Raw genomic sequence first — 19,237 nt, 5'->3', positions numbered from 1 at the left:
TCATCTAATTTGATTGGCTAATAAAATAGTAGACTCTAAGAAAGTATAAATTAATATGTGTAGATACCTTTTTTTGTCTTTCTACCTAAGCGGTTCGCTTCTACATATTTACGTAATAATGGGGCTGGTCGATATTTGTCTTCTCCGAAATTGATATGGAGGGTCTCCATAATTGATAAACAAGTATCTAACCCTATAAAGTCCGCTAATTCTAAGGGTCCCATCGGCTGATTTGAGCCGAGCTTCATTGCCTTATCAATTTCTTCTGCCGTTGCTATACCATCCTGTAATACAAAGAAAGCTTCATTGATCATTGGGATCAAGATGCGATTTACAATAAATCCAGATCTGTCTTGTACAAATACTGGTTCTTTGTTAATATTTCCGATGAACGACGTAACTTTATCTACAGTCTCTTTTGAAGTTTCCAGCCCTCGTATTATTTCAACAAGTGGCATAATCACAGCTGGATTAAAGAAATGTAATCCGATTACCCTCGTCGGATCCTTAAACAAAGTACCTAATTTCGTTATAGACAAGGATGAGGTATTGGTTGCTACTATTGTATGCTCATTCAAAATTCCGTTCAATTCAATAAGTAGTTGCTCTTTTTTCTCTATTTCTTCTGGTATTGCCTCAATGACTAAATCCATTTCACTGCAAGAACTTAATGCAGTTGAATAGTGAATGCGATCTTGAATTCCCACCAAGTCCAGTTCGCTTATTTTCTCTTTAGACAATAACCTATTTAAGCTGTTTCTAATTGCCCCTGAAGCCCTTTTAATATTACTTTCTTTATAATCAATCAAAGTAACATTGATATTATTCATAGCTAAGTATTGTGTTATACCGGCGCCCATTTGACCTGCACCAATGATTGCTACATCTTGCATTTTGAAAAACCACCTAATCATTTCTTCTTTTTCTACAGCACCGCTATTTCATTTATGCGATTCCTCATGAAATTTAATAGGCTTAGCCGGCATACCCACCGCAGTACAATTTGCTGGTAAGTCTTTAACTACTACAGCAGCAGCTCCAACAATCGTACCTTCACCTACTTTTATACCTTGAATTATTGTAGCATTCGTTCCGAAATCTACCCGTTCTTCAAACACAACATTCCCCGAAACTGAAGCATTTGGTAAAATCGTCGTATACGACCCTACAACCACATCATGGCCAATTGTACAATTCAAGTTAATCGTTGCAAAATCCTGAATATCAATATTTATTGTTAAAATATTTCCTTCACAGATGACATTGCCTTTTCCAATTGTATTGTACCTAGAAAACTTTACCGATGGGTGGATCAGATTTGGATAGGTAACATTCTTTAAACCTTCTAGCTTATTCGCAATAGCCTTTTTAGCATTGGGTGAGCCAATTCCCATCACCACTGCAATAGAATCTTGCTCCTTGAGCCAATCATATCCACCAAGAACTGGTAGGTCATTAATAACTTCCCCATGATTCTCCGGATTATCATCGATATAGCCAAGAATTTTCCAAGTTGCTTGTTGCTCATTAATATCTTCAATCAAATGGACAACTTCTCGCGCAAAACCACCTGATCCATAGACAACAATCTTGTTCATATATCTTTCCCTCCTCTGTTTCCCTCAAACTTCGTCATCGTCGCCTGTCCATTCTGACTAATGCCTTCAGACTTAAACACTTTCATCACCGTCATGAATAAAATCTTAATGTCTAACCAAAAAGAATGGTTTTCCACATACCACACATCTAACTCAAACTTCTCTTCCCAAGAAATCGCATTTCGTCCATTCACCTGCGCCCAACCCGTAATGCCCGGGCGTACATCATGACGCCTCGCCTGTCGCTCATTATACAATGGTAAATATTCCACCAATAATGGCCGCGGCCCAACAAAGCTCATATCACCTTTCAGTACATTCCAAAGCTGTGGTAACTCATCCAAACTTAACTTCCGAATTACCTTACCGAACGAAGTCAAGCGTACATCATCAGGTAGTAACTCTCCATGCTCATCCCGCTCATCTGTCATCGAACGGAACTTATAAACGAAGAATGACTTCCCCTTCAATCCAGGGCGTTCCTGTTTGAATAAAACTGGTGAGCCAATTTTCAAATGGATAAGTAGTGCTGTTATACCGATAAAAGGAGATAAGATAATCAGCGTCAGAAAACTAACAATAAAATCGAATAATCTTTTCAAATGGTCCTCCTTAATACATTGATATTATAATGACACTACTTTTCTCCATCTAGTAGTGTACAATATTAGTTTTCCATCGAATTCTATCTAATCTTATCACCAACCCCCACTTTCACCATACTCTCTTGATTTCAATTTCCTAAAGACCTCTGCCTTGCCAATAACATATTCAAAGTATATTCAGCAGCTGGCGTTAACTTATTATTCTCTAAGAATTTCTTGATTTTTTTAGATGATAAATCTACAGCTTCCAATGCATCTGTTTCAAGTTCTGCATCTTGAGCCCCAATGTATAACTGCTTAATTTGATTCAAATCCATATTCAATTTCACATAAGATGTAATTCCGATTTCAAAACTTTCTTTTTCTAAGAATAAATCCATGAAATATTCTTCTTCGATAAATCGATGATGCTCTACACGAATTCCAAGCTCTTCTTGAAGCCCTCTGTGCAAACATTTTATTAGACTAACATCTTTTCCATCTTTATCTGTTCCCGTAAGACCCTCATTCATCGTGACATGCCATAGACTTTCAGATTCCTGTTTAGATATATACTTAGATCGCTTAGCAAAAATGATTTCAATGTCATCTCCATTATCTAATAATACAAAAGTATTCATACCAAAAGACGTTAAGAATGGATAATACTTGTGTAACTCTTCAAATTTCCGAACTTCACCTATAGGATGATTCTGATTTACCAGTTCTTTATAAATAGAACGGAAAACCCGATGCGTAAAATAATCTGTTTTAAACAATTCTATCCGGAGGCTTGAATTTTCTTTTTCATCACTTGTTCTTCCCGGTTTTATGCGGTAAACTCCATACTTGGTTCCGTTAAATAATGTTCTTCCTTCTCCAATTAGCTGAATAAATTCTCTAGCTACTTGTATTTTATGCATTTGAATCATTTGAGCCAATCCCGCTATTCCAGTTAGATCCTCAAGATTCCTAAAATCCGTCTCTTGGTCGAATGAAACCGATGATCTAATATCAAAATTAGGATCTAGTTCACGTATTTCATCTAACAATTCGGAAGGAAATCCTATATATAGGTTTTTCCCTGTATCTTTCACAGAAATATCCTGTAACTCATAATGAGGATCAGCATGATCCAATGATAAAATATTTCTTGTTTCTAAAAAGTTGTTTTTATTTAACTCCATTTCTTTTTTTCTTCGATTCCGCCGATACATCTTTACTACTCTACGAAAAATTATATTCAAGATTGTACCGATTAAAATTCCTAGTACAATCCAAAAAACTTCTGTTACAAGTTCCTCTCTTACTGTACCCCAAAATTCACCCATCCTTTACCCCTTTCTTTAACAGTTTGACTATAGAATAAAAAACACTTAACTAACCGTCAAGTGAAAATTCATTCTCATATCCTTGTCAAATCATCAAACAAATCAATTTGCTTCTTCAGAACCTTCTCCTCATCAAATAACTCCTCAACAATACTTCTACTTCTCTTCGCATATTTAGCAACGAGTTGCGGATTTTCTATCAACTCTATCATGGCTTTTTTTAGTTCTTCAGAGTTCTCTTTCTCTACCAATAAACCATTCTCGCCTGGAAATACCTCTTCTCGACATCCCCGAATATTTGTTGCAATAATTGGTTTCTCCATAGCCATTGCCTCAATAATAGACCTAGGTAGTCCTTCTCTATAAGAGGGTAGTACAAATACATCCGAAGCTTTCATTATTGTTGGTATGTCTTTCCTAAAACCAAGATAACGAATACTCGGATGTTCTAAATCATTCATTAATTCCTGATAGCTTCCATGATCCCGTTCACTTTCCAGTAGACCACCAATCAATACAAGTCTTGCTTGTGGGAAGTTGTTTGCCAGCAATTTAAACGCCTCAATTAATTCAAAAATGCCTTTCTCTTTCACTAACCTACCTACGAAAGTAAAAACAAAGTCATCCCCACTTAAATCATTTTCAGATTGAAATTGACTTAATTCTTCAAATGATACTTGTTTTTCATGAAACTTGTGCCATATATCTACGCCATTACTTAGATGAATTGTATGATCATTAGATTTAAAACCCTGTGCCAGTGATAACTGATAGTCTTCTTTACTTTGCAGTAACAACCAGTCTGTCATCCACTTAGCAGCATATTTTTCGATATTAAAGAATAAATTATATTGTTTTTTAGACATCTCATCGTGAAAATAGAATCCATGAGCTGTGTAAATCACATTCTTAACTCCAGCAAACTTTGCTGCGACTCTCCCCAACAATGCTGCTACAGGTGTATGCACATGTACTATATCGTACTTTTCTTTCTTCATAAGTTTGTACAGATTCCAAATTGATTTTAAATTCTTCACAGGATGAATCTGACGATCTATTGATATTTCAATCATCGTTAAGCCTTGTGCTTCCAATTCAGCAAACTTCCCTGTATCCGTACATGCATTATGAACCTCGTAACCTTCTTCCATTGATTTTAAAATCAATGGTTTTAAAAGGGCATCAACACTGACATCAATTGCACAAATCTGTAGTATTTTCTTTTTAGTCAATCTTATAATCTCCACAAATCAATTTTATTAGGTTTACTTTCTTTATCCAAAGCACTCTTAATATCGATAACAATTCCTTCACCCTGTTTAAGTAAGTGTTCGAACTGCATCCATCCTGCTTCAATATATTCATGATGTGAAACGGCCAAAACAACAGCTTCTGCAGGTAGCAGTTCATCATAGGCAGTTAAAGATACGCCATATTCTCGAACAGCTTCTTCCGTGTCAGCTTGTGTATCAGCGACTTGAACTTCTATCCCATATTCCTGTAATTCACGGATAACATCAATCACCTTTGAGTTTCGTAAATCTGGGACATTCTCTTTAAACGTCAATCCGAGGACAGTGACTCTCACTTCTTGAATGGGCAAATTGAGTTTAATCAATTTCTTTACTAATGACGTTGCGACAAATCTACCAACATCATCATTTATCCGACGACCTGCCAATATTACCTCAGGATGATGTCCAACCATTTCTGCTTTGTGCGTCAAATAGTAAGGATCTACTCCAATACAGTGCCCACCAACTAAGCCTGGCGTAAACTTAAGGAAATTCCACTTTGTGCCCGCAGCTTCCAATACTTCTGCCGTATCAATTCCGATACGATCAAAGATTAAAGCTAGTTCATTCATAAGTGCAATATTCACATCGCGTTGTGTATTTTCAATAACCTTTGCGGCTTCGGCCACTTTAATAGAGCTTGCTTTATATACACCAGCAGCAACAACACTCGCATAGACATCTGCAACAATATCCAACACTTCCGGAGTTTGACCAGAAACGACTTTTGTAATGTTCGTAAACGTATGAATCTTATCTCCAGGATTAATTCGTTCAGGTGAGTATCCGACGAAAAAGTCCTTACCGCACACTAATCCAGAAGCTTTTTCAAGAACAGGAACACAATTATCCTCAGTCGCCCCAGGGTATACAGTCGATTCATATACAACTATAGATCCTTTTTGCAAATTGGCACCGACCGTCTCTGACGCTTTCAATAATGGACTTAAATCCGGCTGATTATGTTTATCTATTGGAGTTGGGACAGATACAATAATAAAATCGGATTCCTTTAACTTTCTAGCATCGGCAGTAAATTCAATTTGAGCTTCTTTTAGGTCCGCCGACTCTACTTCATTGGTATAATCAATTCCAGATTTTAATGTGTCAATACGTTTTATGTTAATATCGAACCCAATGACAGGATGTTTCTTTCCGAATGCTACAGCTACAGGTAGTCCAACATATCCCAAACCTACGATTGCGATGCTACGATCCATGTATACCATCCTCACAGTTTTACTTTATAATAATCTATATACCAATCGACAAACTTTCCTACTCCATCTTTAATGGATGTTTGTGGCTGAAAGTCAATATCACGATAAAGGTCTTCTACATTTGCATATGTCGCAGGTACATCCCCAGCTTGAAGTGGCATATAATTCCTAATCGCTTTCTTTCCTATCTTTTCTTCAATAGCCTCAATAAAATCCATCAAATTCACCGGGCTGTTATTACCGATATTATAAACTTTATAAGGTGCGTAGCTTGAGCTTGGATCTGGATTATTACCAGACCACTCAGGATTTGGTTGCGCTTTTTTCTCTACTAACCTACTAATCGCCTCAACAATATCATCGACATAGGTAAAGTCACGCATCATATCTCCGTTGTTATATACATCAATCGGCTTACCTTCAATGATACTCTTTGTAAATTTAAATAGCGCCATATCTGGACGCCCCCAAGGGCCGTAAACTGTAAAAAAACGAAGACCTGTTGTAGGCAAATTATAAAGACTACTATAAGTATGAGCCATCAATTCATTAGCTTTTTTGGTTGCAGCATATAGACTTAATGGATGATCAATATTATCATTTGTTGAAAATGGTAGGGAGGTGTTCGCACCGTACACAGAGCTGGAAGATGCGTATATCAAATGCTCTACGTCATTATGACGGCATGATTCTAGAATATTCATAAACCCAACAACATTTGAAGCAATATAAGCATGGGGGTTTTCTAAGCTATATCGTACTCCTGCCTGCGCCGCTAAATTTATTACAACGTCTATCCTATTTTCATTAAATATCGATTCAATCTTACCTCTATCTTCTAAATCAGTCTGATAAAAATTGTAACTTCCATGACTTGTAAGTTGTAACAAACGAGCTTCTTTTAGCGACACTTCGTAATAATCGTTCATGTTGTCCACACCGATTACAGCATACCCCAACGCCAAAATTTTTTTTGTTAGGTTGAATCCAATAAAACCAGCGCCGCCTGTTATTAGAATTTTTTTCAACTAGCAACAACTCCACTTTTTTATTTATTTGATTTTATGAAACCAATTACATATCCTATAAGTAGCAGATAAATACTCATAATCTGAATAGAGTTAATAAATTCTCCCGTCAGCATAGCTGTAATAAAAATAAAGTTTGTTTGTAACCCAAGCATAATAATATGATTATCTTCACTTTTATTATTAATGAAACCTTGTGACATTTTCAATGAATTATAAACAAAAAATAAAACAAAACAAACAAATCCTATTAAACCAAACTGTATAAAAACTAATATATATGAGTTATGTGGTAGTAATTCATAGAAGTTTCCAAAACCAATACCCGTAATTGGATTGATAAGAGCATATTCTATTGAACTTGACATAGTTTCAATTCTACCATCAAAACTAGATACATTGCGTAGACTCCCTGTTTTAAGTGCTAAATAGAGCTCATTAAATCTTTGGCTTTTCTCTATTATCTTTGGCAATAAAATACTGAATCCAGCTATAAAGAATAAAGAAATACCTATTAACTTAAAACTAATTCTTTTAAATAAAGAAAACACCAATGCAATTAAAACGCCTAACAGCAAAAGAATAAATCCAGTTCTTGAACCAGACATAACCACTCCAAAAACCCCATATAAAAATATAAGAATTCGTGGAATAATTTTTATATTCATTCTTGCATTTTGTAAAAGAACAAAAGTATAACTCGCCCAAATAGATGCAAAAACACCATACCAATTTGCGTTATACATACTTCCAAACACCCTTGGATTACTGGTTGAAATACTCCGCAACTTTATATCCGTATATAATATGGATATAATACTTTGCACATTCATAGGATTAAAATACTGTAGAAGAGCAATAAAAGTTACTATTCCACCTGAAATAAGAAAAAGGAACTTTAGTCTTCTTGATTCATATAACGTTCCAGCAATATAACCTATTATGAATACGATAATATAATAAAAATATCGATACATCTCAAATAAATCATTTAGCACTGTAGGCAAACCTAAAAAAATAGTTGCAATATACTGCGACATAAGACTTAAAATTGAAATTAACGACAATATTCTTATAGGGAAAACACTAAAAATTTTCTTTTCAACAAACAAACTAGATGGATATTTAAACATGAATAAAGCTATCAAAAGAACTATCAAAAAAGCTAAAATATCAAACAGCTTAAAACCTAGTATTTCCCCTAATAACCTTGTCGGTGATGGTTTAAATAAAATAAATATAAAAAAGAAAGCAAACAAGTAATTGAATATTTCTTTATGTGTAAATTTAATTTTAATCATGTTTGCAAATCCCCGTTCTATTTCATAAATATTTAATCAACAATCTTCTCTAATTTAAATAAAGTTTCTTTTTTATATAAACAGCCTTTTAAAATGTTAAAAAAGTTTAACTTTACATAAATATACTTTTTGAACCCTTTATTTAAAACTGATACTATAAAAGATATTAATTGGATTAGTATCGCAATATAAAGCAACTTAATTTCTGCTATAAAAAAAAATGAAATTAATAATAATAAAGATGTTAAATCAAATATAAATGGTATAAGAAATTTATTCAAAGGAGTATGACTAAATAACTCTAAAATTGTTTTTTTTTGAAAACTGGATCTAAAAGCTTGACCTATTCCAATACTTCTATTATTTATAATTCTAGAAACAATAGAAGTCTTTTCCTCAGCAGCAATATGATGCGTCACCATTTCAACTGATATTTCTTTGATCCAAAACCCCCTTTTTTTAAGCCTTAAAAAAAGTTCTGGTTCCTCAGAAGCAATAATATTTTCATCATACCCTCCTACAGTTATTAGAGCATTTTTATCTATCAATAATGCGCCACCGAAATGTATAGCTTTTCTATCATTCTTAATGTTATATACATTTTCTCTATACTGAAAAGTGCCGTCTGAAAAGCAAATAACATCATTTCGCTTTCCTATAATACCTATACAATTAACAGTTTGATTTTTTAATAATTTCAGAGATTTTTCTAAAAAGTCCTTATGCAATTCCATATCACCATCCAGAAATAAAAGATGGGTTCCCCTCGATTGATCAGTCCCTATAGATCTCCCTAAAGACGCTGAATATTGGGAACTTTCGATAATACTAATTACTTTTAAATTTTTATATTTTACACGACTTGAAATAACTCTTTCAATTGTTTGATCTGAAGAATTACTATCTACAATTATAACTTCATAATTAATAGTTATCTCATTCAAGCTCTCATAAACAGAATCTAAACATTTAATAATATTTCTTTCTTCATTTTTGGTGATTATTACTACAGAAAGTTTGATTTGTAAATCTCCTTCTTTATCCAATTATTTCTCTCCTTATTTACTAGTTAAGTATGTCAATAAATTAAAACTCATAACAATTCACTTCAACTTTTTTTTCGTGAATTCTACCACCCGTTTACAATTTTCTTTATCTACAAATTGATTAATTTTTGATTTTAGTTCTTTTCTTTCTTTTTTAAAACTATCACATTTATCTATATATATATTTCTCAAAGCTGTCTCAACTTCTGACCAATCGAAACATTTAATGCCTGGAGTTGCCTCACAATAATTTTCGTATAAACCTTTATCTTGAGACATATAAGTTCCAAGATCGAATGGGGTAAAAATTATTGGTCGATTTAAAATTAGGTAATCGTAAAAAACACTAGAATAATCAGTAATAATACTATCAAGATGTGGTAATAAGTAATTTATATCTTGACATTCATCTTCTGTAAGAAAGATTATTCTTGAATACTCGCCTTGTAAAATTAATTTTTTAGCATCTCTAAAATGCAATTTCACTATCAAAACCATTTTTAATTCTTCAAGCAAATTATTTAGTTTGAAAAAATCTTCATTGAAATTTTCAGTCACAAATCCTTCTTCATCCCTAAATGTCGGAAAATACCCAATCATTTTCGATTGATCATTTAATTGCTCTTTAATCGCTTCTACAATATCAACCTTATTTCCATTTAAAATAATGTCATTTCTTGGAAATCCATTTATGACTATTTGATTTTCACTTTTACCAAATGCAGATTGTAATCTATTTGAAACATACTTACTTGATGAATTAATATAGTCCCACCTGTTCCATTCATTTTGAAAAGGAAAAAAAAACTTCGCAACTTTCTTTTTAGTACTTTCTTTTATATTGCTATCGTATCCTATCTTTTTAAGTGGTACTCCATGCCAAAGTTGAAACTTCAATCCCCTACCACTACTTAACTGTCCAACATCAAACAAGCTGTCCGTGAAAAAGTATACAACAGCTCTGGATCCTATAATAAAGCCCTTGATCGATACTATTGAATATGTTTCATACCCTCTAGATCTTAAATCATTTAAAATATTGGGGTTTCGTGTTAACCAAACCGCCCTTATACCTGTCTCATTTTCATGTACATATTCAAAGATATATCTACTATTATCAGAATATCTTTGTCCGGCCCACGCTCCGAAAACCCAAAGTTTTTTATCTTTTTTAATAAAAAAACTAAGCCAGTATAAAGGTAAAGAAAATATATATTTAATTAAATTTAATATCATATTTAAAAACCTCTAATTAAAATAGTTTGTAATGCTAAAGCTTTGACGAGATTACTTTATACTCGGCCCTTGAATTTAAGCCTATTACCTTAATTTCTCTTTGAATTGATATAGATTAGAATTAATATTGTTACTTTAATTTGTCACAACTAGTCATACGATACTAATTTCAGCTATTTTCTATTATACTTTAAAACACAGTTACTATTGTAAGAATACATATTCTTACAATATGAACCAAATATCCATAAGTTTTTATTTTTGTCAAACAAATAACTTAAACACTAAAATGGAAAGAGCATGGTATACTTTATAATATTTTTCAGCTTACATCTTAATTTATTTTGTTTTCCAATTACCCCCGTTCATGCAATTAGTATTTTGTTACTATTGCTCCTTTAACAACTTATACAAGTCTTCGATAGATTTCAGTGCCAATCCGGGTTTGACTTCACTTTCAATTACGGATTCTGGAGTAGCTTCTCCTGTAAAAACAAGTGCGGTATCTATTCCATTTTCAAAACCTAATGCAATATCGGTATAAATGCGATCTCCAATAATTATCATCTCATCACGCTTAAAGCCTTCGTTGAAAATCGGCTCTAATATAGAAAGATTTGGCTTTCCACAAAATATAACCGAACAGTCTATAGTTTTCTCCAGTAAGGAAACAATTGCACCACAATCCGGGGTTACTTCACCGCCAGGTAATGGACAAGCATAATCACAGTTTGTAGCGATTAACATATTATTTCTTTTAAGATAATACGAAGCATCCATGAGTTTTTGATAAGTCAGCGTCGTATCAAATCCAACTATGACAGCCTCAATACTTATAGTGTCTTCTCTTTCTGTAATAAATTTTATACCAGCTTTCTTAAACTCTTCTTCCATAGAAGGTGTACCAATTAAAAAAAACTGGTGTTCCTTTATATCAAAGTTTTTTTCTACATGACGTATAGTTGCTATGCTAGATGTAATGATATTTGATACATCTGCTTTAATCCCTAAATTATTCAGTTTTATTATATAGTCTTTCACGCTCTTAGAGGAGTTATTTGTCAAAAAGAAGTAATGGATATCTTCCTCGATGAAATACTGAAATAATTCTGCCGTTCCATCTATTAACTTATCCCCTAAATAAATTGTTCCGTCCATATCAAAAACAAAACATTTTTTTTCTTTTAAATTTATATTCATTTAAATAATTCCTTTGCTTTTAATAAATCCTCTTGATTATCAATTTCAAACCATTTTAAACCTTGAATTTCATGTGTGGCAAAATCAATCTGCTGAAAGCTTTCATTTAAAGCCACTTCAAACCATTGATTTTCTCCTTCAGAGTCTATAACTGATTGAGCAACAGCAAAAATTATATTAGAAGCTTCTTTGGCTATTTTGTATACATCAATCGATACCGCAAATGCATCTCTTTCCTCAATTCCCTTTGAAATACTAATTACTGCTTCAGTTGGTTTCCCAATCTTTACTTTCATAGACTCTTCAGAAAACATCTCTTTATCTACAGCTATTAAATTTGAATTCGGATTATTCAATAGGCCTTTAATGATTTGATCGTCGAGTGCTACATCCGCATTTAACGAAACAAAGGATTGACTTTCTAAATACGGCTTCGCTAATAAAAATGAATACATATTATTAGTAGTTAAATACTTGTTATTTTCAATAAAAGTAAATTTCAACTCCGTATATTTATTTAAGATATACTCTTGTATTTGATTTGCTCGATAACCTGTTATAATAATAATTTCTTCTATATTTGCTGTTTTCAGCGCTTTGATTTGAGTATCAATAATAGAATCCTGCTCATTTACTTTAACCAAGCATTTTGGAATTTCATCCGTTTGCGGCCTTAATCTTGAACCAATACCTGCTGCTAATATTATAGCTTTCATCTATTACACTCCTAGTATTTATTAATTTCTTGTATGATATTCATAAAGTATTCTTTATCGTAGTCTATCGCATCTAGTACTGTATATCTTCCTTTTCTAGTACTCTTTGCGTTCATCCATGCAGTGAGTGCAACCTTATCACTTATACCAGCTGACAAAGGGCTATACGGGATGTTAAATTCTTTCAAAAAATTAATTTGCTCTTCAAAGTTTTGTTTTTGAATATACGATGACATTACAGATCCGACAGCAACTTGAATTCCATGTGGCAATTTCGTTTCCCCATAAATATCTAACGCATGAGAAAAAAGATGCTCTGAACCACTACACGGTCTGCTACTTCCTGAAATCTCCATAGAAAGACCACTTAATATTATAGATTTGGATAAGTCGTATAAAAAGTCCATATTATCCAAATCTCTGCAACGATGATTTACAATGGAACTATACGCAATTTCAGATAACATTAAAGAAAACTCGCTTATTTCCTCGTTAGTGGCTTTACTTGAAAGCTTCCAATCATAAATTGCAGTAATATTTGAAAGTATATCCCCTACTCCTGATTTTCTACTTTCTATGGGTGATTTGCGAATAATATCTAAATCTATTAGTACACTTTTGGGAACACCGCACCCCAAACTTCTAACTTCTTCTCCAATTTTCAAAACAGCAATTGGAGAAGCAATACCATCATGTGCCAGTGTTGTAGGTACACAAACTAAGTCGATACGACTTGTATACGCTGCATACTTACATACATCTAAAACCTTTCCTCCACCTATCGCAATAACGGTTGAATATTCTTCTAAAATTATTTTTTCATTTATCTTTGTGACATTTTCTATTGTGTTTTCTTCGATTTGTAAATGTGTAACATTTAAACTTTTTCTTAGCTGATTGTAAACCTGCTCTGCCAATTTAGCTGTTTGATTCAATCCCGAAACTATCAGTACTTTTGTAAGATCTAGTTGTTCTTCATTTAGATGATTTTTAATCTTATTAAAAATCTCAGTATCTACTTTTAAATAGATTGGAATATTTATTCCATTCAATTCTATCCCTCATTTGCTATTCACTTAGTAATTTAAACTTCTTCACATAATATAACCTGTACAAAAATACAATTAGTTCCGTAATTAATACATAAAGTGTCACATGGATTACAGATAAAAATGGAATCGATATCAAAAGAATTACTATGTGAAAAACCGACGCAATGATTACACTTTTATTTACTTCTCCCGTATACCCCATTGCCCCTAATAAAGGATAGCCTAATAAAATGCTTGGCATCAAAAAGACGGTCGTAATCAAAAAGATCCTTAATAATAAAGCACTTTCCTCAAACCCGCTGCCAAAAATAACTTGGACCACAATATCTGAAACAACAAAAGCTACTACCACAATAAATATATTTATGATTGTTGCAAACTTGAATACTTTTTTGTACAATTTAATATTTTTACTATAAGCGATATAAGGATACAATATGTTATTTAGTGGTTGATATAAGCTCACAACCCCTCTAAATAATTTATCTGCTGACCCAAAAATACCGGCTGCTACAGGACCCAATACTAGCCCAATAATAACAGTATTACTAGTTGTATACATTGATACGGCTATTCTAGACCAAAAGAATTGTGCACTGTTTTTGGCCTGGAGTACTAGAGTGTCCTTTTTGGGAAACCTAATTCTTACCTTGAATTTAGTAATCATAACAAACAAAGATACAACCCCGACTACAAGATATCCAAGCGAGTTGAAAATTGGTACCAATAATAGTTGTGAAGTATCTTTTACAAATATAAAAATACTCACTGTGAAAAATATTTTTGCACTTGCACTAAAGATTGTAATAAACTTCATCTTCTCTATTCCTTGATAAAAGAATAGAGAAAACAACATATTCCCTATGACCATTCCAAAAGATAATAAATGAAATGCCCAGTATTCCCGCAATTGTGGTACAGTTGCTAGTAAAAGTAATAAAACTATCAAAGATCCTACGGCTAAAATTATCTTAACACCTAAGACCGCACTTACAATCTCTGATAGCTTATTTGGGTTATCACGATTTAAACTAACTTCTCTTGTCGCAGACAACTCAAAGCCAAAGTCGACAATGATGATGAAATACAATATAAAGGCTTGGGAAAAGATAAAAGTACCGTATCCTTCCATTCCCAAAACCCTTACCAAGTATGGAAGAGTAACAAACGGAAGTATATAATTCAGCATTTGCATAATTGCCAGCGCAGAGAAGTTTTCAAACAATCTTTTTTTATCTGTCATACTGAAACCTACTTTTCTTGAGCAAATAGTCGTTTAGTGACTACTATTGAGCTGCCGTCATATTTTTATCCACTTCGGAAACATTCCGGTTAGCTAGCCCTACGAGTGTTGACTTTATTTCCCCAACTGATATATCAGGCAATTTCTCCAATACCTCATTCATTTCACTAGCATTAATTGGCGTGGCTTTTCCAATATGGATTTTCGGAAAGATATGGCCTGTTTGAATTTCATTTTCATTCAGTAGTTCTTCATATAACTTCTCTCCTGGCCTTATCCCCGAGTATTCAATACCAATCTCTTCTTCTGCATATCCAGACAATTTGATAAGATTTTTCGCTAAATCTACTATTTTCACTGGTTCGCCCATATCCAGAACAAATATTTCCCCACCAGCAGCAAGCGTGCCTGCTTGAATAACCAACCTTGACGCTTCGGGTATCGTCATGAAGTAGCGGGTCATCTCAGGGTCTGTAACGGTCACAGGGCCCCCTCTAGCGATTTGCTGTTTGAATAAGGGGACGACACTTCCACGAGAGCCTAACACGTTGCCAAATCGAACGGCTGCAAACTTTGTTTCGCTATTTTTTGCAAGGTTTTGAACAATCATTTCAGCAAAACGTTTTGTCGCTCCCATGACATTTGGTGGATTCACTGCTTTATCAGTTGAAACCATTACAAAATGAGAAACACCAAATGTATCAGCTGCCTCAGCTACATTTTTAGTCCCAAAAATGTTATTCTTTACTGCCTCCATTGGGTGTGCTTCCATAAGTGGTACATGTTTATGAGCAGCTGCATGATAAATAACGTCTGGGCTCATCTCACTCACAATATCAAAAATACGTTTGCGATCCTTCACGTCAGCGATAATCGGAATAATTTCAATTCCGCTCGAAACCTTTCGCTTTAATTCCATATCTATATTGTATATTGAACTTTCTCCATGCCCTAACAATATCAATCGCTTCGGTCTAAACTCACTCACTTGTCGGCAAATCTCTGAACCTATTGAACCGCCGGCTCCTGTAACAAGGATTGTTTTTCCAGTCAGCTTATCCGCGATGGCTTTTAAATCAAGTTCAACTTCTTCGCGCCCCAGAAGATCTTCAATATCCACCTCACGCATGTCACTAACAGACACTTTTCCAGTCATGACATCTTCAATACTTGGCATGATTTTTACTTTGGCACCTGTTTTTGCACACTGCTCATATATACTTTGAATGCCTAATTTCCCCAGTGAAGGGATCGCGATAATAATATCATCAATCCCTCTTAGTTTAACTAGACGAGGAATATCTTTTGTTGTTCCTTGAACAGTTATCCCCATAATTTTTAATTGTTGCTTTCGGAAATCATCGTCGACAAAGGCAACAGGAATTAGTTCTGTGTTTGATGCCTGTTTTAAGTTTCTCACAAGCATCGTTCCCGCTTGCCCAGCTCCAATAATCAGTACCCTTTTGAATTCAGTCGGATTCGTAAATGACTCCTGATCCTTCAATAAACGCAACAAAAATCTTGAGCCACCAATCATAATGATGTGGAGCATCCACGTTATTGCCATCACTCGGAAATAGACATCATTTTTAATGATAAACTGCATAGCACTTGCGGCAGCAACTGAGATTGTCACTGCATAGCCAATGATCAATAGCTCGCGAACAGAGGCAACGCTCCACACTCGGTCGTATAAATGGAAGAAGTAAGCCGCAATATGGTGGCTTACTAATAGTGTTACTGCACTCACAACAATCATTGTATCTGAATAAAAGTTTAATGTTGGGTGTAGCAAAAAATAACTCATAAAGATCGCGGAGAGTACGATTGCCGAGTCAAGTATGAAGAATGTAATATAGCGCAATCCATAGCCCATATCCAGGACCTTCTTTCAATAGATTTATTTCGTTGGTGACGAATTCCGCCAATACTGGCGGAAAAATACGATTCCAAGGCCGGCCATTAGACCAATAATCATCGCAATTGCAACGTTCAACAGCTTACTTGGTGCAGATGGATTTTCAGGTATTGTCGGTTCTACAATTGTACGAATGAATGGGTCTGGACGGAAACTATCTAAACCTGTTTTCACCGACTGATACTTGTCTAGTACTTTTCTATACTCCGTAGACTTCGATTCGACTTGCGCCTGCATCTGCATCAATTCGTTATGTAATGCTCCGTTCACATTTGATAATGCTTGCGACTGGGCATCACTGACAGTCATGATGATTTGCGAGTTCACTAACGTTTGTAGAACCAGCATTTCCGGCAGTTCGTTTGACACAATTAACTTATTGTATTGTTCAATCAGTGACTCTATTTCACCTGACAACTGATTTGCTTCCGATGTGTAAGTTTTCTCCAACTCCGTTAATGTTCTTTTGACGGAGGTATTCATACGTTCTTTTGTTTTGTTTATGAAAAGCTCCAGATGCTCCTGTGCTTTTTCAGCACTCGTACTTGTATATTTTAAGTCAACAATATTCGTATTTGCTTGTACTGTTGCAGAAATATCATCCATGCTAAGCTTCTCATTTATCCCTTGCTCTACAAACGCCTCGTTCATAAGCGATTCATTTTTGATACGTTGCGAGAAAATAACCGGTGTGAACTCTGCCGCAACATAACTAGCCATGATACCGGTATCCTGTACTTCACTTGCCACTTGCACCGTCGCCTTCGATTCAAATTGTTCCGGTAGGACAAACCAGCTGACTCCCCCAGCTATCAGCATGAATAATGCAGTTAAACCCGCAATAATCCATTTACCTTTCCAAACTGTTTCTATCAACTCACGTAACTCAATCGTTTCTTCCATCGATAATCTCCTCAACTTCTTTATTTCTAAGTATAAACGCCATCATCATCCCAGCAATCGCCCACATTGGTGCAGCTGTTCCTGGTAGCGTGTCATTAAACAGGGCCTGTATGAGATATGCTAGCCATCCGACAGCAAAAACTGTTGGTACTATGGATCGCCTTGTGACAACAGCTTTCAGCCCGCCAAGTGCCATAATGATTGCTAAACCCGCAAAGCCGATAAAACCAATAATTCCGGTACCATAAAAAATCCCGACATACATATTATGTGGCTTATCGACAATCGTATGCTCGCTCCGCATTCCTGCACGTGCATCTATATTGTAATGTGGGAAATGGTACATAATTGTATCTAATCCAAAGCCGAATATGGGTCTGTCCATTGTCAGATCAATCGTTTTGCTCCAAATATAGGCGCGCCCTGATCCTGCAGCGGTCCCACGCCCAGGAAGTACGGGTAGCTCAAAACTGTTTTCAGCCGCATAGACCCTGTTGTTCTCAACCGTTAAACCAAAGTTAATTGGTACCGTTGCCACTGGTTGTTCTTTTACATAAGGATTTTTCTTAAAAATAAACCCAATCGACTCATTCCAAACACGCGGATTTTTCTCCGCCAATACATGAAACACTGGCAAACTAACGACAACAAAAGCACAAAGCGCAATAACCGCCTTTTTGCGATCGGTTGATTTAATAGCTAACCAAACCAATAATGGAGTAATTGCTAAGACAGTCAAAAATCCACTAGTAGAAATAGACATCAACATAACAGCTAACGTCATTACTGAGACTCCAACGTTCACAAAACTTCTAATCGTATTCTTATCTACAATCGCCCATGCAAGATACATGACCATCATCACTGCAAACATTCCACTCATAAAGTTCCACTGATTCAGTGTCCCTAGAAAAATCGCTCCGTCTCCAAGCGATGCACCCTCTGGAAGAAACAGGGTCATCATCTTCTGAACAATCGGATAGATCATCGCATCATGCCCATAGAAATTCATCGTAATAAGAATGAAGTTGATGATAACAAAAGGATAAAATGAATACATCACATAATGTAATGCCTTTTTCGGATAGTCAATATTCATAGCTACAAAGAACAGCGCAAGATAGCATAGATATGAAATAGCACCATCAGAACGATTGTACTGGCCCCATAATGCTATTGAAATACTAGGTGAAAGAATCGTGGAGATGGTAATTGCAATAGCAAAAATACCAACAAATATATTTAATTTGGTCTTCCTTATTTCGCCACTCATGAAAAATACTTTTGAAAACAAGAGGCTAATTGCAATGATTGCAATTACAATGAGTACGCTAGCTTTATAGTTTGTAAATATATCTCCTTTAACTCCTGAAGATAGTAGCGCCACATTAGTTATCTGTGGACTAATAACAGTTCTTGCATGACCACCGACGATTAAAGGTACAAGACCGACTGCGAGTAGTAGTAGAGTAAAGATCCACCTATCTACCTTAATGCGAGATAAACGATCTTCTTCTTCATCTTTTAAGATTTTAGTGTTTGCTTGATAAAATGATGTCATTTAAT

General features: G+C 34.7%; 17 protein-coding genes. All 17 read right to left on the bottom strand.

The window, feature by feature from the left end; genetic code table 11:
• Positions 1 to 50: 50 nt before the first annotated feature.
• The gene (locus MKZ10_RS05370; RefSeq protein WP_342508571.1) at positions 51 to 893 is read right to left on the bottom strand and encodes a 3-hydroxyacyl-CoA dehydrogenase NAD-binding domain-containing protein; all 843 of its coding nucleotides are present in this window, start codon (positions 891 to 893) and stop codon (positions 51 to 53) included.
• Between the two features lie 48 nt (positions 894 to 941).
• Entirely contained in the window at positions 942 to 1,598 is a 657-nt protein-coding gene (locus tag MKZ10_RS05365) for an acetyltransferase (protein WP_342508569.1), read from the bottom strand.
• On the bottom strand, positions 1,595 to 2,200 hold the full coding sequence (locus tag MKZ10_RS05360) for a sugar transferase (RefSeq protein WP_342508567.1): 606 nt from the start codon (positions 2,198 to 2,200) through the stop codon (positions 1,595 to 1,597). Before MKZ10_RS05360 ends, MKZ10_RS05365 begins: the two co-directional genes overlap by 4 nt.
• 131 nt (positions 2,201 to 2,331) lie before the next feature.
• Entirely contained in the window at positions 2,332 to 3,513 is a 1,182-nt protein-coding gene (locus tag MKZ10_RS05355; protein ID WP_342508566.1) for a hypothetical protein, read from the bottom strand.
• A 74-nt stretch (positions 3,514 to 3,587) separates the two neighbouring features.
• A complete protein-coding gene (locus tag MKZ10_RS05350; protein WP_342508564.1) occupies positions 3,588 to 4,745 on the bottom strand; it encodes a glycosyltransferase family 4 protein in 1,158 nt (385 codons plus the stop codon).
• Between the two features lie 2 nt (positions 4,746 to 4,747).
• Complete coding sequence (locus tag MKZ10_RS05345) at positions 4,748 to 6,028, bottom strand: nucleotide sugar dehydrogenase (RefSeq protein ID WP_342508562.1); 1,281 nt, start codon at positions 6,026 to 6,028, stop codon at positions 4,748 to 4,750.
• 11 nt (positions 6,029 to 6,039) lie between these two features.
• The gene (locus MKZ10_RS05340) at positions 6,040 to 7,056 is read right to left on the bottom strand and encodes an NAD-dependent epimerase (protein WP_342508559.1); all 1,017 of its coding nucleotides are present in this window, start codon (positions 7,054 to 7,056) and stop codon (positions 6,040 to 6,042) included.
• A gap of 20 nt (positions 7,057 to 7,076) precedes the next feature.
• A complete protein-coding gene (locus MKZ10_RS05335) occupies positions 7,077 to 8,357 on the bottom strand; it encodes an O-antigen ligase family protein (RefSeq protein ID WP_342508558.1) in 1,281 nt (426 codons plus the stop codon).
• 32 nt (positions 8,358 to 8,389) lie between these two features.
• A complete protein-coding gene (locus tag MKZ10_RS05330; RefSeq protein ID WP_342508556.1) occupies positions 8,390 to 9,403 on the bottom strand; it encodes a glycosyltransferase in 1,014 nt (337 codons plus the stop codon).
• A 57-nt stretch (positions 9,404 to 9,460) separates the two neighbouring features.
• The gene (locus tag MKZ10_RS05325) at positions 9,461 to 10,639 is read right to left on the bottom strand and encodes a CDP-glycerol glycerophosphotransferase family protein (protein ID WP_342508554.1); all 1,179 of its coding nucleotides are present in this window, start codon (positions 10,637 to 10,639) and stop codon (positions 9,461 to 9,463) included.
• A gap of 387 nt (positions 10,640 to 11,026) precedes the next feature.
• On the bottom strand, positions 11,027 to 11,839 hold the full coding sequence (locus MKZ10_RS05320; protein ID WP_342508552.1) for an HAD-IIA family hydrolase: 813 nt from the start codon (positions 11,837 to 11,839) through the stop codon (positions 11,027 to 11,029).
• A complete protein-coding gene (locus MKZ10_RS05315) occupies positions 11,836 to 12,555 on the bottom strand; it encodes a phosphocholine cytidylyltransferase family protein (RefSeq protein ID WP_342508551.1) in 720 nt (239 codons plus the stop codon). The genes MKZ10_RS05320 and MKZ10_RS05315 overlap by 4 nt, the downstream gene beginning before the upstream one ends.
• Before the next feature lie 11 nt (positions 12,556 to 12,566).
• A complete protein-coding gene (locus tag MKZ10_RS05310) occupies positions 12,567 to 13,607 on the bottom strand; it encodes an iron-containing alcohol dehydrogenase family protein (RefSeq protein ID WP_342508549.1) in 1,041 nt (346 codons plus the stop codon).
• A gap of 16 nt (positions 13,608 to 13,623) precedes the next feature.
• Positions 13,624 to 14,850, bottom strand: a complete 1,227-nt coding sequence (locus tag MKZ10_RS05305; RefSeq protein ID WP_342508547.1) for an oligosaccharide flippase family protein — start codon at positions 14,848 to 14,850, stop codon at positions 13,624 to 13,626.
• A gap of 43 nt (positions 14,851 to 14,893) precedes the next feature.
• Entirely contained in the window at positions 14,894 to 16,726 is a 1,833-nt protein-coding gene (locus MKZ10_RS05300; RefSeq protein ID WP_342508546.1) for a nucleoside-diphosphate sugar epimerase/dehydratase, read from the bottom strand.
• 24 nt (positions 16,727 to 16,750) lie between these two features.
• Positions 16,751 to 17,671: a Wzz/FepE/Etk N-terminal domain-containing protein gene (locus MKZ10_RS05295; protein ID WP_342508544.1), complete on the bottom strand. Its 921-nt coding sequence runs from the start codon at positions 17,669 to 17,671 to the stop codon at positions 16,751 to 16,753.
• Positions 17,655 to 19,232, bottom strand: a complete 1,578-nt coding sequence (locus MKZ10_RS05290) for an O-antigen ligase family protein (protein WP_342508543.1) — start codon at positions 19,230 to 19,232, stop codon at positions 17,655 to 17,657. The genes MKZ10_RS05295 and MKZ10_RS05290 overlap by 17 nt, the downstream gene beginning before the upstream one ends.
• Between the last annotated feature and the right edge of the window lie 5 nt (positions 19,233 to 19,237).

Origin of the sequence: Sporosarcina sp. FSL K6-2383 (genome assembly GCF_038618305.1) — a bacterium.
Classification (GTDB): domain Bacteria; phylum Bacillota; class Bacilli; order Bacillales_A; family Planococcaceae; genus Sporosarcina.
This window is presented reverse-complemented; position numbering and strand designations above follow the sequence as displayed.